This window comes from Candidatus Berkiella aquae, assembly GCF_001431295.2.
Classification (GTDB): domain Bacteria; phylum Pseudomonadota; class Gammaproteobacteria; order Berkiellales; family Berkiellaceae; genus Berkiella; species Berkiella aquae.
In genome coordinates, this window is record NZ_LKAJ02000001.1 from 339,873 (window position 1) to 354,606 (window position 14,734).

Genomic DNA, 14,734 nt, shown 5'->3' on the forward strand with positions numbered 1-14,734 from the left:
TTAACATAAGTTGCCTTGCTTGTCATAGGCCTCATTATAAAAATTTTCATTGGAATTATCAGAAAAAAAACATTAACTCCATTTTTTTCGGATAAAGTGGAATTATGCATTTTTCTGTCTAAACTACAAATAACTCTTGATCTTAAGGAAGAGAACAAGGTGGTTTTAGTTATCAAGAAAACTATGTTGGCGGCAGTTTTACTCTCAACTGTCAGCCTTTCAGCAATGGCAAATCTTGGGATTGCTTTTAGCAGCGGACAGGGTATCCACGATATCACGCCATATCGATTAGCGCTTTCATGGGATTTTGGACCGGTGTGGCGCGAAGATGATTTATGGGGATTAAATGTTGCTTGGGAAAATAGTTTTGCGATTTGGAGTGGTCCTACGCGACCAGAACTAGCTCCAGGAAGAGCAACTGACTTAAATGCAACAACAACAGGCCCCATGCTAAGATGGCAAAGACGTTCTCCACTCACGGGGATGCAGGTGATACCTTACACTGAGTTGGGCGTGGGACTATCATGGTTGTCTGAAACCGAGATCCAAGGCCGCGTTTTGTCGTTACATTTTCAGTTTGAAGATAAATTTGGCCTGGGGATGCGCTTTGGTAAGAAGCAACAATATGATATGGCGATTCGTGCGTATCATTACTCAAATGCATCAATTAAGAGGCCCAATAGCGGTGTAAACTTAGCCATGGCAAGCTTTGGCGTCTGGTTGCCGAATAAGTGAGCTTGCGCCTTAAAAACGACTCAGGTAAAGTTTCGCTACTTATCAATTATCACGAGTTGTTTCATGCAAAAATATGCTATTGCACCTTCCATACTTTCCGCTGATTTTGCCCGTTTAGGGGAAGAAGTTGACGCTGTCTTAAAAGCGGATGCCGACATTATTCACTTTGATGTGATGGACAATCATTATGTGCCTAATTTGACGATTGGCCCAATGGTTTGCGAAGCATTACGAAAATATGGGGTGACTGCGCCAATTGATGTGCATTTAATGGTGAGTCCCGTTGATGCATTAATTACACAATTTGCTAAAGCGGGCGCTACCTTTATTACGTTTCATCCCGAAGCAAGTTCACATGTTGATCGTAGTTTGCAATTAATTAAAGAAAGTGGTGTCAAAGCAGGGCTTGTGTTTAATCCCGCAACACCGCTGACCATTTTACAACATGTCTTAGATAAGATTGATATGATTCTGCTTATGTCAGTGAATCCTGGATTTGGTGGACAACAATTTATTCCAAGTGCTATAGCAAAAATTCGTGAAGCACGAAAAATCATTGATGAATCAGGTTTTCCTATTCGCTTAGAAGTAGATGGCGGTATCAAAGTCGATAATATTGGTGAAATCGCAAAAGCTGGAGCCGATACTTTCGTTGCGGGATCTGCGATTTTTCAAAGTAAAAATTATGCCGATACGATTAAGGCAATGCGTTTAGAAATTGAGAAGGCGGTTTCAGGATAAAAATCCCCCGCTCGCTTTTTGCTCGCCGCCCCCTTTTATTCAAAGGGGGCGTGTACTAAGCGGATTTGTATTAAAATTCGTGGAAGTATTTAAATTTGGTTTAGATGTTAAAAAAATAATGCTTAAAAAATTGCCCCCTTTGAATAAAAGGGGGCAGCTCGCAGAATGTAGCGCCATAAGCGTAGGCGCAAAGCATTACAGCGAGCGGGGGATTTTTATCCTACATGGTAAGGATACCAATGGAGCTGAATCGGTCGAAGATAGTCGATGAAAATTTTAAACGACGCGTATTAGCTAACGATTTTCCTATTCCCCATAGTCAAACGACACCAGAGCAAGCAGGGCTAGATAAAAATACCTACTTTGAGTTATTTGATTCACAGCTTGTTAGTCGTCATCTTGATCTTCTCGCGAGAATATTGCGTGAACAGCAACAAGGCTTTTATACCATCGGTAGTGCAGGGCATGAAGGGAATGCAGCAATAGCAAAAGCCTTTCGTAAAACAGACATTAGCTTCTTGCATTATCGTAGTGGTGCTTTTGTCATACAACGTGCGAAATATGAACCGCAAATCGATATGATGTATGATCAAGTATTATCACTGGTGGCTTCAAGTGAAGATCCTATTAGTGGCGGGCGTCACAAAGTATTGGGTAGTGTGCCATTATATATTCCACCACAAACTAGCACGATTGCTTCGCACTTACCTAAAGCTTTAGGTTGTGCGTTATCGATAACACTCGCTAAGGCATTAAAACGAGATGAAACGCAATCTACATTGCCAAATGATAGTGTGGTGCTTTGTAGTTTTGGAGATGCTTCTTTCAATCATTCAACAGCTCAAGGCGCGTTAAATGCCGCAACGTGGATACAACAAGCACAGTTGCCGCTTTCATTGCTGTGGATTTGTGAAGATAACGGCATTGGTATTTCTGTGCCTACACCAGCGCAATGGATTCAAGATAAAGTAAGTCATCAAGACATTCATTATATTGCTTGTGATGGGCGAAATATTGCAGATGTTTATTTGGCCGCGAAACAAGCAGAGGTTTTAGCGCGTAAAAAAGGTCAAGTCGTGTTTTTACACTTTAAGACAGTACGATTGTTGGGACATGCAGGCTCTGATATTGAGTTTCAGTATCATACTTTGGTTGAAATTGAGAAAGCAGAAAGTGATGATCCTTTACTACATACTGCGAGAGTGATTATTGAAAATCAATGGTTAACACCGCTTGAGGTAATTGAGGCTTATGAAAATGTGCGTAAAGCACTAGCAGAGCGCGCAAACCTCGCGCTAAAGCGACCAAAATTAGCCAGCAAAGAAGCCGTCATGGCTTCAATTGTCCCCCCCAAACAAAACATGAATGAATTTTTATCCAAAGATTATATACCGCCGACAAGCTTATTAAATATGGCACAAGCCATCAATGCGGCTTTGGCAGAAATCTTATTACAGTATCCACAAACATTAGTCTTTGGTGAGGATGTTGCTAAAAAAGGAGGTGTATATCATGTCACAGCCGATTTACAAGCTCGTTTTGGCAAAATACGTGTCTTTGATACATTACTTGATGAACAAACGATTTTAGGTTGTGCGATTGGATTAGCACATAATGGTTTTATCCCTATTCCTGAAATTCAGTTCTTAGCTTATACCCATAATGCTGCTGATCAGATCCGGGGTGAAGCTGCGACGCTCTCTTTCTTTTCAAATGGCCAATATACCAATCCGATGGTGATTCGCATTGCAGGACTTGCTTATCAAAAAGGTTTTGGTGGACATTTTCATAATGATAATGCGATTGGTTTTTTGCGCGAGATCCCAGGGCTTATTATCGCTTGCCCTTCAACGGCAAAGGATGCCGCATTAATGTTAAAACAATGTGTGAAACTTGCACAGGCTGAACAACGCGTTGTTGTATTCCTTGAGCCAATCGCATTGTATATGTTAAAAGATTATCATGCTAAAGGTGATAATTTAGCACTTTGTCATTACCCCAAACAAGAAGAAATTTTCTTCGGCGAAATCGGTCTTGAAGGTGACATTAAAAGTAAGAGAGCTATTATTAGCTATGGAAATGGCATGCTGTTAGCGAGACAAGCGGCACATATTCTTGAAAGAAATTATCAAATGACGATCAAACTAATTGATTGTCGCTGGCTAGCACCCTTACCTGTCGCCGCACTACAAACTGCTCTCAGCGAAATCGAAGAAATCATTATTGTTGATGAGTGTCGGCAAACGGGGTCGCTCAGTGAACAATTAGTGACGTGGATAGTAGAAAATATATCGCCATTACCTGCGATTAAACGAATTTGTGCTCAAGATACCTTTATTCCGATCGGTAATGCGTGGCAAACGATATTGCCTAATTGCCAAGATATTGTAGAAACTGTTTTGCAACTCGATTCAATGAAACGGAGTTTTTGAATTCATGGAAGATTTATTTTGTTTAGATGATTATTTATCAGATGAAGAAAAACTAGTTCGTGACTCAGTGCGACGTTTTATTGATAGTGAGATCATGCCAATTATTGCTGATTGTTACGAGAAGGCTCATTTCCCCAGAGAACTCATACAAAAAATGGCTAATTTAGGCTTATTTGGCATGACGTTGCCAGAGAGTTATGGTGGGGCAAATGCTTCTTCTGTTGCTTATGGATTAGCTTGTCAAGAGCTTGAACGTGGTGATAGTGGATTGCGTAGTTTTGTTTCTGTACAAAGCTCGTTATGTATGTACCCTATATTTGCTTATGGTACCCAACAACAGAAAATGCGTTTTTTACCACAGATGGCACAAGGCGAATTGATAGGATGTTTTGGTTTAACAGAGCCAGATTCAGGTTCTGATCCAGCCAGTATGAAAACTCGAGCTAAAAAGGCCAATGGGGGGTGGCGCTTAACGGGAGCTAAGATGTGGATTACCAATGCAACGATTGCGGATTTAGCCATTGTGTGGGCAAAAGATGAGCAAGGCAATGTTAAAGGTTTTATTGTTGAAAGAGATTTTCCAGGCTTCAGTACGAATGAGATCCATCACAAATTATCATTACGAGCTTCAATAACCGGTGAAATTGTCTTAGAGGATTGTTTTGTACCAGATGAGAATTATCTGCCGGGTACTGAAAAGGGTTTAGCATGTGCCTTAGGTTGTTTAACCAAAGCGCGATATGGTATTGCGTGGGGAGCAATGGGCGCTGCAATGGCATGCTATGATATAGCGCTTAATTATGCAAAAGAACGTACACAATTTGGCAAAGCGATAGGTGCCTTTCAGCTGATTCAGACAGATCTGGTTGACATGTTTACTGAGATTGTCAAAGCTCAAGCATTAAATTTACAACTTGGACGTTTGCATGAACAAGAACGCAGTAATTACGTGATGGTGTCGTTGGCGAAAATGAATGCATGTAAAGAAGCGCTTCATATTGCCCGAAAAGCGAGAAATATTTTAGGTGCCAATGGAATTAGCTTGGAATATCATATCATTCGTCATATGGCAAATTTGGAATCCGTTTTTACTTATGAAGGGACCGATAATATGCATCACTTAATTGTAGGGAAGCATATTACCGGCTTAGATGCCTTTAGTTAATTATCAATGAATAGTAGGTTTGATTTTATGTTCGGTATTTTCAAACTCGCTGCTAGGTTCTTGGCCTGTTACATCTGCTTGTCCTGAAAATCGTAAGGTTTTTTGCGGATGCGTTTTATCATTGGCGCTGTTACGATGAATTGCATTTAAAGTACGTGTCAATTGCTGTGTATAGGTTGCATTGATTTGTTGTTGTCTTGAGAAAATCGGTCGCAGAAAATACCCACGAACCCAACTCCATAATTTTGCAAACCATCCGATTTGAGGAATGATAATGGTTGGTGCAGAAGAGAGGGTAAATGGTATCTGAGGTACAACTTTAGGAGTTGTCGGTGAGGGCAATGTATCTTGATGCATTTCGCTAATAATGCGTTCGGCAAAGGTGAGTTTAGGGACAATATCACTTGGGGTTATTTTGGTTTCCATGAGACGCTTTTGTTTAAGCTCTTTTGCTTTTTTTTCAGCCTTTTTTTCTTTTTTAGGGCCTTCGTGCATGTCAAACTCCGTTTTAACATTATTATTATGAGGAGAGGAATTCCCCTTTTCTTCTGAAAAGAGGAATGTCCGTTTATTGTTGTTCTGTTGGGTTTTGTTCTATTTTTGCTTTGACAGGACGTTTAGTAACCACAACACGAAAATCTAGCGTTTCTCCATTACGAACTATCGCAATAGGATAAGCCGTATCAGGTTTTAGTTTTGAAGTAATGCTTAATGCTTCTGAGGGAGTGCTCGTTTCTTTGCCATCGATACTGATAATCACATCACCTGGACGAAGTCCTGCTGTAAAAGCGGGGCCCCCACGAATGATACCTGCGATCACCGCACCTTCACCTGTGGGATAGTTGATAGATTTACGAATATCATCGGTTAGCTTGCCTAAACTAATACCCAACCAACCCCGCGTCACATGACCTTGATTAATGAGTTCGCTCATTACATCTTTAGCAAGACTAATGGGAATGGCAAATCCAATGCCTTGATATCCCCCAGTTCGGGTATAAATGGCATTGTTAATGCCAATTAAGTTACCGTTGGCATCAATTAAAGCGCCACCGGAATTGCCAGGATTAATCGCTGCGTCTGTTTGAATAAAATTTTCAAAAGTACTAATGCCAAGATCAGTGCGATGCGTTGCGCTAATAATACCTTGTGTAACCGTTTGGCCAACACCAAATGGATTGCCAATGGCAAAAACGACATCACCCACTTTTAAAGCCTCTGAGTTACCGATTGCAATGATGGGTAAATCTTTCTGGTCAATCTTCAAAATAGCGAGATCGGTTTCAGGATCAGAGCCAACGGCTTTTGCTTTTGCAGAGCGCCCATCAGACATTTTGACGGTAATTTCATCTGCATCTTGAATAACATGATTGTTCGTTAAGATATAGCCATCTTTAGTGACGATCACGCCAGAGCCAATACCCGTTTGCATCTCCTGCGGAATTTGCATGTTACGTGTATCTCCGAAGAAATATCGAAAGAAGGGATCACGTAGCGGATTGTTGGCATCTTTAGGGAGTGCTTTGGTTGAATGGATGCTCACAACAGCCGGTGACGCTCGACTAATAGCCTCAGAGTAGGAGGTAGGCGATTGAGGATAGCTGATGGACTCATTTGGGCTTTTAAATTGTGGGCTAGCCTGGCTTGTTTTCCAAAAATCCAGTTTACCTAACACAACGGGTGAGAGTAGAGCGATCACTAAAAAGGTAACAAGCATCTTTGCTTGCTTAAATAAGCGAGATTTAATTAAAGGCATAAGACACACTTCATGATTCAAGTTGTTAAAACAAAACGGCTTATTATGCCTTGGCGGTATATCGCGTGCAACGAGGAGGATTTTGTCCAGTGATAGGCCACATTTTGCTTGGTATCAGAACGTGTGTTGTATAAGTAACAAAATGTGTAAATAGAGCAGCTTTTCTCTCGTCAGTTAACTTTGATATATGTATAATGGCCGCGTTCTGCGTTTGGCAATAGGTGGGTTAGAGAATTGAAGAAATTGAAGCTCCATGGTTTCAACAACCTAACAAAAAATTTGAGTTTTAACATATATGATATTTGCTATGCCAAAACGCCAGAGCAGCGTAAGCAATATATCGAATATATTGACGGTGTTTACAATGCTAAAAGACTAACTGAAATATTGTCTGACGTTGCAAACATTATTGGTGCGACAATTCTCAATATTGCCCATCAAGATTATGATCCTCAGGGTGCCAGCGTGACCATGCTGGTTGCAGAAGAGCCTGTTGAGAAAAAGCCAGAGCAAACAGAATCACCAGGTCCTTTACCAGAGAGTGTTGTTGCTCACTTAAATAAAAGCCATATTACCGTCCATACTTACCCTGAAAGTCATCCTGATAATGGCATTAGTACTTTCCGAGCGGATATTGATGTTTCAACCTGCGGCGTGATTTCTCCTTTGAAAGCATTGAATTTTCTCATTCATAGCTTTGATTCGGATATTGTTACCATTGATTATCGTGTTCGTGGCTTTACACGCGATGTGGATGGCAAGAAACATTATATCGATCATAGTATCCACTCTATTCAGAATTATTTGTCGCAAGATACGTTAAAAGCGTATGAAATGATTGATGTGAATGTGTACCCTGAAAATATTTTCCATACCAAAATGTTGCTAAAGCAGTTTGAATTGGACAACTATTTATTTGGGATGGATAGTACACAATTGCAGCCTGAAGAAGCGCAAAAAATCCGTGGGCAATTAAAGCGTGAAATGCAAGAAATATTTTACGGCTGTAATTTGACGAATCTGCCTGAATAAGGTTAGAACTTGTCTCAAAGCTAATCGTCTAAAAGGCTTAACCCACTGGTTCCTTCAGAGGGGGAGTGGGTTGCTTTAGGCTCCTGGGTGCTTTGGTCTTCATGTGATGAGACAGATTTATCGCTCAAGCTAATTTTAAGTCGCAAATTGTTACGAGAATCGGCGTTTCTTAATGCATCTTCTAAGCTAATTTTCTTGTCAAAATAAAGACGTTCTAATGATTGATCGAAAGTTTGCATTCCCAAATTATTAGATTTTTCCATGACTTCTTTAATACTATCAATTTCACCTCGATGGATGAGCGAAAGGATGAGTGGAGTCCCTAGAAGGATTTCAAAGGCAGCGATACGCTTGCCATCAAGAGTAGGAATAAGTCGTTGAGAGATGATAGCTTTGATATTAAATGATAAATCTAATAATAACTGATTTTTACGACTATCAGGAAAGAAATTAATAATACGCTCAAAAGCCTGATTAGCATTATTGGCGTGCAGCGTTGATAAACATAAATGTCCCGTTTCGGCAAAAGCAATCGCGTGATCCATGGTGTCCTGAGAACGGATTTCTCCGATGAGAATGACATCAGGCGCTTGTCGTAAGGTGTTTTTTAAAGCTTCTTGATAACTCATGGTATCTAAGCCGACTTCACGTTGATTTACAATAGATTTTTTATGTGAATGCATATATTCAATCGGATCTTCAATCAAAATGATATGTCCAGCGGTTGCACAATTGCGATAATCAATTAAAGAAGCTAAAGACGTTGATTTACCACACCCAGTTGGGCCAACAAACAAGACCAAACCACTTTTTTCCATGATGATTTCAGTCAAGATAGAGGGTAATCCAAGCGATTCAAGAGAAGGAATTTCTGTATGGATGCGACGAATAACCATTGAAACTTCATTGCGTTGAATAAAGATATTCACTCGAAAACGACCAATGTCTTCCAAGCCGATAGCCATATTCATTTCAAACGCTTTTTCAAATTCAGCTATCTTTTCTTTGCCCATAATTTCATAGGCAAGTGCTTTTACTTCACCTTTTTTTAGAGAAATATTGCTGATCGGTTGTAATTTACCGTTGACTTTAATTGAAGGGAATGCCCCTGTGCTTAGATACAGATCTGAGCCTTCCATTTTCTTCAATTGTTCCAGAAAACCTTTCAGCACAATGAATATCCTTAAGACAGCGGGAATTTCTGAGTAATTGCTATAATTCATCTAATAACTCTATTCTTTAAAATATAGCTAATAATCATTGGACATGAGCAAGGCTGAAGTTTATTTAAGTGGTTTTATTAGCAACGACTGGGAGGCGTAGCATGGATCTTGGTAGTGTGGTCTTTTTATTAGTTTTATTTGCGGTTGTTGCGATTGCGATGGCGGTTAAGCAAGTACCACAAGGATTTGAATGGACGGTTGAACGTTTCGGACGTTATGTGCAAACGTTGCATCCTGGACTGACATTAATTGTGCCATTTATTGACAAGATTGGCACAAAACTCAATATGATGGAACAGGTGCTTGATATTCCTTCACAAGAAGTGATTACCAAAGATAATGCGATGGTAAAAGTCGATGGTATTTGTTTTTATCAGATTGTTGATGCGGCAAAAGCTGCCTATGAAGTTAGTGAGCTTGACCGTGCAATTCGTAATTTAACCATGACTAATATTCGTACGGTTTTAGGTTCAATGCAACTTGACGAAGCACTTTCGAATCGTGATCATATCAATATCAAATTATTAGCGGTTGTTGATGAAGCAACGACACCCTGGGGTGTTAAAGTGACTCGTGTTGAAATTAAAGACATTAGTCCCCCTAAAGATTTGGTGACGGCAATGGCATCACAAATGAAAGCTGAACGTGAAAAACGAGCGCGTATCTTAGAGGCGGAAGGTCATCGAGCATCGGCCATTTTAAAAGCTGAAGGTGAAAAACAAGCGGTTGTTTTAGATGCAGAAGGGCGCAAAGAAGCAGCTTTTCGTGATGCTGAAGCAAGGGAGCGTTTGGCGCAAGCTGAAGCACAAGCAACCGATGTTGTATCCAGAGCAATTGCTGCTGGCGATATTAATGCAATTAACTATTTTGTGGCACAACGTTATGTGGATGCATTAGGCAAAATAGCAAGTGCTGAGAATCAAAAACTTATTTTAATGCCGCTTGAGGCGGGTAATGTGATTGGTGCGGTTGCAGGTATTAGTGAGATAGCGAAACAAGCGCTAAAGGAAAAAACAAAGGAATAAACAATGAAAGATCTCCTGACACATCTTGTGTTTTGGCATTGGCTTGGATTAGCTTTAATTTTAGGCATTGTTGATGTGATCTTAGGTGCAAATTTTCTATTTGTTTGGTGCGGTTTCGCTGCTGCATTCGTTGGTATTTTGATGCTGCTAATTCCCAAATTGAGTTGGGAGCTACAATTTCTTATCTTTGGGATTGGGGTTTTAGCAAGTTTTATTGGTTGGCGCCAAGTATTAAAAAGAACACGTAAACCAAGCGATCAGCCTCAATTGAATCGTCGTTCACGACAATATATTGGACGCATTTTTACCTTAGATACTCCCATTGTTAATGGGCGAGGTAAAGTAAGAGTAGATGATTCCCAATGGGTGGTAGAAGGTAATGATATGGAGATCGGAACAAAAGTAAAAGTAGTTGATGTTGAGGGCGTCATTTTAAAAGTTGAAAAAATATAATTTATTATGCAAGCCAACGATTGGCAAACATCTTTTTCAGCATTTTTGCATGAATTGCCTAGTGAGTTGCATGAGGTTTGCCAGCAAAACTGGCAAAGATATTATCGTGCAACCTTAGAACAACACTATATTCTTCCAAAAGAAATTAAGTTTTTGCAAGCACTATGGCGATTACTTGCTTTTAGCGATTATGCAGCATCCATCTTTATTAAATTTGTTGACTACCCAGAAAGAATTTATCAAACACTGTTATATCCTACGATGGATAATTGGCAAGATTTTGCGAATGATATTAACGACATCAATACCTTAATGGATGCCCTACGGTATTATCGTCAATATCATATGGTGAGGATATTATGGCGAGACTTGTTGCAATTAGATAGTTTTATACAGCATGTACAGGCATTGACGGCATTGGCAGATTCTGTCATTCAAATTGCCGTTATCAAACTATATCAATGGTTAAGCGAAGAATGGGGCAGGCCACAAAATGAAAAAGGACAAGAGCAGCCTTTTATTGTTATTGCTTTAGGCAAGTTGGGCGGTAAGGAACTTAATTTTTCATCCGATATCGATTTAATATTTACTTATCCTCATTCAGGCGCGACGGTTGGGAAAGAGCGCGCGATAACCAATGAACAGTTTTTTACTAAGCTCGGGCAGCAGTTGATTAAAGTATTGAGCGAAGTGACAAAAGATGGATTTGTTTTTCGAGTTGATATGCGATTGAGACCACATGGGCAAAGTGGCAGTTTAGTAATGAATTATTCTGCACTTGAAAGTTATTATCAATATCAAGGAAGAGATTGGGAAAGATATGCGCTGATTAAATCAAGAGTCATTACTGGGCAAAAAGCAGATGCTGAACGCTTTGTGGCGCTTTTACAACCATTTGTTTATCGTCGTTACCTAGATTATAGCGCTTTTGCTGCTTTGCGTGAGATGAAAGAATTGGTTAATTCTGAAATTAAAAGACGCAATAAAGAGAAGGATCTTAAATTGGGTAACGGTGGTATTCGTCAAATTGAATTCTTGGCTCAGGCTATACAGTTGCTTAGAGGAGGACAAGAGCCGCAATTTCGTGAACAAAATTTATTAACGGTTTTGTCATTGATTGCTAAAGCAAAATATATTAGCCAAGAAGAATACTTGCAGTTACATGATGCTTACATTTTCTTACGGCAAGCAGAGCATCGTATTCAAATGATGCATGATACGCAAACACATGCGTTGCCAAAAGAAAAAATTGATAGAATGCGTCTTGCCTATATGATGGGTTTTTCTGACGAAAAATCTTTTAAAAAGACTTTAAAACATCATACGAGTAATGTTGCAAGGCAATTTAATCGTATTTCTGCAACGCCTAATACAGAGATTTATATTGCTGCATTATCTTCCCCTGCACATTATAAACTGTTATGGACAGAATTGCATGACAAAGAATCTTCCATAGAAATATTGCAAAAAATTGGCTATGTTGATGCGCAGTCAATCTGGGATCAATTGCGATTATTTAAAGACAGTCACTTAATTCAATCATTAAAAAATCAAGCGGCTTTGCGCCTAGATAGTGTGATGCCTGCATTGTTAGTGTTGTTATCTAAAGAGAAAAATGCCTCATTGTTATTAAATAGAATGCTGCAATTGCTGCGTTCAATTGTTCGCCGTTCTGCTTATTTAGCATTGCTCATAGAAAAACCACAAGTGTTAAAATATCTTATTAATATTTGTGGAAAAAGCGAATGGATATTAACGCAGATCTGTCTTTATCCCGTATTACTCGATGAACTACTTAACCCTCCGTCTTGGAAGGAAATGACCAGTAAATCACATATGACTCAGATATTAAATGAGCGATTACAAAGGATAGCAGCTAATGATCTTGAAGCACAAATGGAACATTTGCGACAGTTCAAATTAGGATGCTTTCTGTCATTGGCGGCCCATGAATTGCTAGCAAAGGAATCAATTGAGGTTGCTAAACCGCTTAGTGACATAACAGAAGTTATTTTGGAACAAGTTTATCATTTAAGTCTCGCTTTTATGATTGAGCACTATCAAATTCAAGAACCTGTAGAATCGATTATGGAGCAAATACCTTTTGGGATTGTCGCTTATGGCAATCTGGGTGCTCAAGAGTTGAATTATGCATCTGATTTAGATTTGGTTTTTCTTTTTGATACGGATGATAAAAATAAGGTATTGCAAGGGAAAGTTGTGCTAACACCGGCAGAATTCAGCTTGCGCTTAGCACAGCGTATCATTCATATGCTCAATGTGCCGACAGCGACAGGTGTATTATATGATGTGGATGTACGTTTGCGTCCAGGAGGGAGCGCAGGCCTTTTAGTCAGTCATGTTCAAGCCTATCAAAATTATTTGTATCAACATGCTTGGACTTGGGAATATCAAGCGTTGGTAAAGGCTCGCTGTATTATCGGGCCAGAGTCATTACAGGAAAAATTTTCTACCTGTCGTATCAATGTGCTGAGTGTTGAGCGTCTAAATGTTACTTTAGCTAGAGATATTCAACAAATGCGTGATAAAATGTACGAACATCGTAACCATTTAAAACAGATTGATTTAAAATCCATGCCTGGAGGAATCGCCGATATTGAATTTATAGTTCAATATCTTGTATTACGATATGCTCATGATTATCCTGCACTATTAAATACTCGCAGTACCACCCATCTATTGCAGCAATTAGGTAAAATGAATTTACTTGCCAGTAATAAGGCTCATCAATTGATTATTATTTACAATCAATTTCAAATACATCTTCGCCGTCAGATTTTGAAAGTTGAGATGAATGGACACACACCAACATTAAATGTAGAACGAGCGATTGTCGAAAAAATGTGGCAAGAAATTTTTCCTGTTGCAAGATAATTTTGTGAGCAAGCTCACAATGATTGTGTTTTGAAGATAAAGCGTTATACTTTGAGACACATAGAGAGGGAAAAATTGATGACTCAAAAAGATGGATTTATTTGGTTTGATGGCCAATGGGTTCCCTGGCAGGATGCGAATGTGCATGTCTTAACCCACAGCTTACATTATGGTATGGGGATTTTCGAAGGATTGCGTGCTTATCCTACTCCTAATGGACCCGCCATATTTCGTTTGCAAGAGCATACCGATCGTTTTTTTCGTTCTGCACATATCATGAACATGACAATGCCTTTTGATAAAGAAACGTTAAATCAAGCGCAATGTGATGTGATAACTAAAAATAATTTATCTTCCGGTTATATTCGACCGATTTGTTTTTATGGTAGTGAAGGGATGGGATTGCGTGCAGACAATTTAAAAGCACATGTTGCAATTGCAGCATGGGAATGGGGTGCTTATTTAGGAAAAGAAGCCTTAGAAAAAGGCATTAAAGTGCGCACCTCTTCTTATACGCGACATCATGTCAATATTATGATGTGCAAAGCAAAAGCAACTGGAAATTATGTTAATTCCATGTTGGCATTATCAGAAGCGCTTGCAAGCGGTTGTGATGAGGCGTTGCTTTTGGATCCTGAAGGATATGTTGCCGAAGGCAGTGGGGAAAATTTCTTTTTAGTGCGCAATGGTGCGCTTTATACACCTCAATTAACTTCTTGTTTAGAAGGCATTACGCGCTCATCCATTATTACATTCGCTCAAGATTTAGGGATTAAGGTAGAAGAGCGCTCGATTACCCGAGATGAAGTCTATGTTGCTGATGAATGCTTTTTTACCGGTACTGCTGCTGAAATAACCCCTATTCGTGAAGTCGATGGGCGCAAAATTGGCAATGGTTTGCGCGGACCATTAACTGAAAAATTACAAACACTTTACTTTGAACAAGTATACGGAACCAAAGTTAGTCATCCAGAATGGCTTACTTATGTTAACGGATCCTAAAGGGTCCCTTCAAAACCTTATGGTATACTGGGAGGCTTTAGGATTTCGTTAAAAGGGTCGTTATGAATCCGAACGATAAAAAATTGACAGCAAGTGCCTCAAAATTATATAAAGTTAGTAAGTCAGATTTGCCGTTATCTTGCCCAATGCCAGATATGGTATTATGGAATTCACATCCAAAAGTCTATTTACCCATTGAGAAAACAGGTAAAGCCAGTTGTCCGTATTGTGGGGCTGGATTCGAATTAACAGACTTTAAATCGACGACTTAAGCA

The 14,734-nt window shown here is 39.5% G+C and carries 13 protein-coding genes; 10 read left to right on the forward strand and 3 right to left on the reverse strand.

Features of this window, described 5'->3' with window-relative positions; all coding sequences use genetic code 11:
* The first annotated feature begins 159 nt into the window (after positions 1-159).
* The 4 genes from HT99x_RS01625 (at position 160) to HT99x_RS01640 (ending at position 5,073) form a co-directional block, all read left to right on the forward strand.
* Complete coding sequence (locus tag HT99x_RS01625; RefSeq protein ID WP_075066472.1) at positions 160-735, forward strand: acyloxyacyl hydrolase; 576 nt, start codon at positions 160-162, stop codon at positions 733-735.
* Positions 736-798: 63 nt separating this feature from the next.
* The gene (gene rpe, locus HT99x_RS01630) at positions 799-1,476 is read left to right on the forward strand and encodes a ribulose-phosphate 3-epimerase (RefSeq protein ID WP_075066471.1); all 678 of its coding nucleotides are present in this window, start codon (positions 799-801) and stop codon (positions 1,474-1,476) included.
* 239 nt (positions 1,477-1,715) lie between these two features.
* Entirely contained in the window at positions 1,716-3,908 is a 2,193-nt protein-coding gene (locus tag HT99x_RS01635) for a thiamine pyrophosphate-dependent enzyme (protein ID WP_075066469.1), read from the forward strand.
* A 4-nt stretch (positions 3,909-3,912) separates the two neighbouring features.
* On the forward strand, positions 3,913-5,073 hold the full coding sequence (locus HT99x_RS01640; RefSeq protein WP_075066468.1) for an acyl-CoA dehydrogenase family protein: 1,161 nt from the start codon (positions 3,913-3,915) through the stop codon (positions 5,071-5,073).
* A 3-nt stretch (positions 5,074-5,076) separates the two neighbouring features.
* Here the strand turns inward: HT99x_RS01640 and HT99x_RS01645 are convergent, their stop codons facing one another.
* Both HT99x_RS01645 and HT99x_RS01650 read right to left on the reverse strand, forming a co-directional pair.
* Positions 5,077-5,568 (reverse strand): hypothetical protein, encoded by a 492-nt coding sequence (locus HT99x_RS01645; RefSeq protein WP_075066467.1) that lies wholly within the window; start codon positions 5,566-5,568, stop codon positions 5,077-5,079.
* Between the two features lie 73 nt (positions 5,569-5,641).
* Complete coding sequence (locus HT99x_RS01650; RefSeq protein ID WP_075066466.1) at positions 5,642-6,829, reverse strand: trypsin-like peptidase domain-containing protein; 1,188 nt, start codon at positions 6,827-6,829, stop codon at positions 5,642-5,644.
* Positions 6,830-7,063: 234 nt separating this feature from the next.
* On the opposite strand from HT99x_RS01650, the gene speD reads away from it, so the two are divergent.
* Positions 7,064-7,861 carry an adenosylmethionine decarboxylase gene (speD, locus tag HT99x_RS01655; RefSeq protein ID WP_075066465.1) on the forward strand — a complete coding sequence of 266 codons (798 nt, stop codon included), beginning with the start codon at positions 7,064-7,066 and terminating at the stop codon, positions 7,859-7,861.
* A 20-nt stretch (positions 7,862-7,881) separates the two neighbouring features.
* Here the strand turns inward: speD and HT99x_RS01660 are convergent, their stop codons facing one another.
* The gene (locus HT99x_RS01660; protein WP_102134651.1) at positions 7,882-9,036 is read right to left on the reverse strand and encodes a PilT/PilU family type 4a pilus ATPase; all 1,155 of its coding nucleotides are present in this window, start codon (positions 9,034-9,036) and stop codon (positions 7,882-7,884) included.
* A 149-nt stretch (positions 9,037-9,185) separates the two neighbouring features.
* Here HT99x_RS01660 and HT99x_RS01665 point away from each other — a divergent pair, with 149 nt between their 5' ends.
* From HT99x_RS01665 to HT99x_RS01685, 5 genes are all read left to right on the forward strand, one after another.
* The gene (locus HT99x_RS01665; protein WP_075066464.1) at positions 9,186-10,109 is read left to right on the forward strand and encodes an SPFH domain-containing protein; all 924 of its coding nucleotides are present in this window, start codon (positions 9,186-9,188) and stop codon (positions 10,107-10,109) included.
* Positions 10,110-10,112: 3 nt separating this feature from the next.
* Entirely contained in the window at positions 10,113-10,562 is a 450-nt protein-coding gene (locus HT99x_RS01670; protein WP_075066463.1) for an NfeD family protein, read from the forward strand.
* A gap of 6 nt (positions 10,563-10,568) precedes the next feature.
* Complete coding sequence (glnE, locus tag HT99x_RS01675) at positions 10,569-13,457, forward strand: bifunctional [glutamate--ammonia ligase]-adenylyl-L-tyrosine phosphorylase/[glutamate--ammonia-ligase] adenylyltransferase (RefSeq protein ID WP_075066462.1); 2,889 nt, start codon at positions 10,569-10,571, stop codon at positions 13,455-13,457.
* 78 nt (positions 13,458-13,535) lie between these two features.
* Positions 13,536-14,459 (forward strand): branched-chain amino acid transaminase, encoded by a 924-nt coding sequence (locus HT99x_RS01680; RefSeq protein ID WP_075066461.1) that lies wholly within the window; start codon positions 13,536-13,538, stop codon positions 14,457-14,459.
* 62 nt (positions 14,460-14,521) lie between these two features.
* A complete protein-coding gene (locus HT99x_RS01685; RefSeq protein WP_075066460.1) occupies positions 14,522-14,731 on the forward strand; it encodes a zinc-finger domain-containing protein in 210 nt (69 codons plus the stop codon).
* Positions 14,732-14,734: the final 3 nt, after the last annotated feature.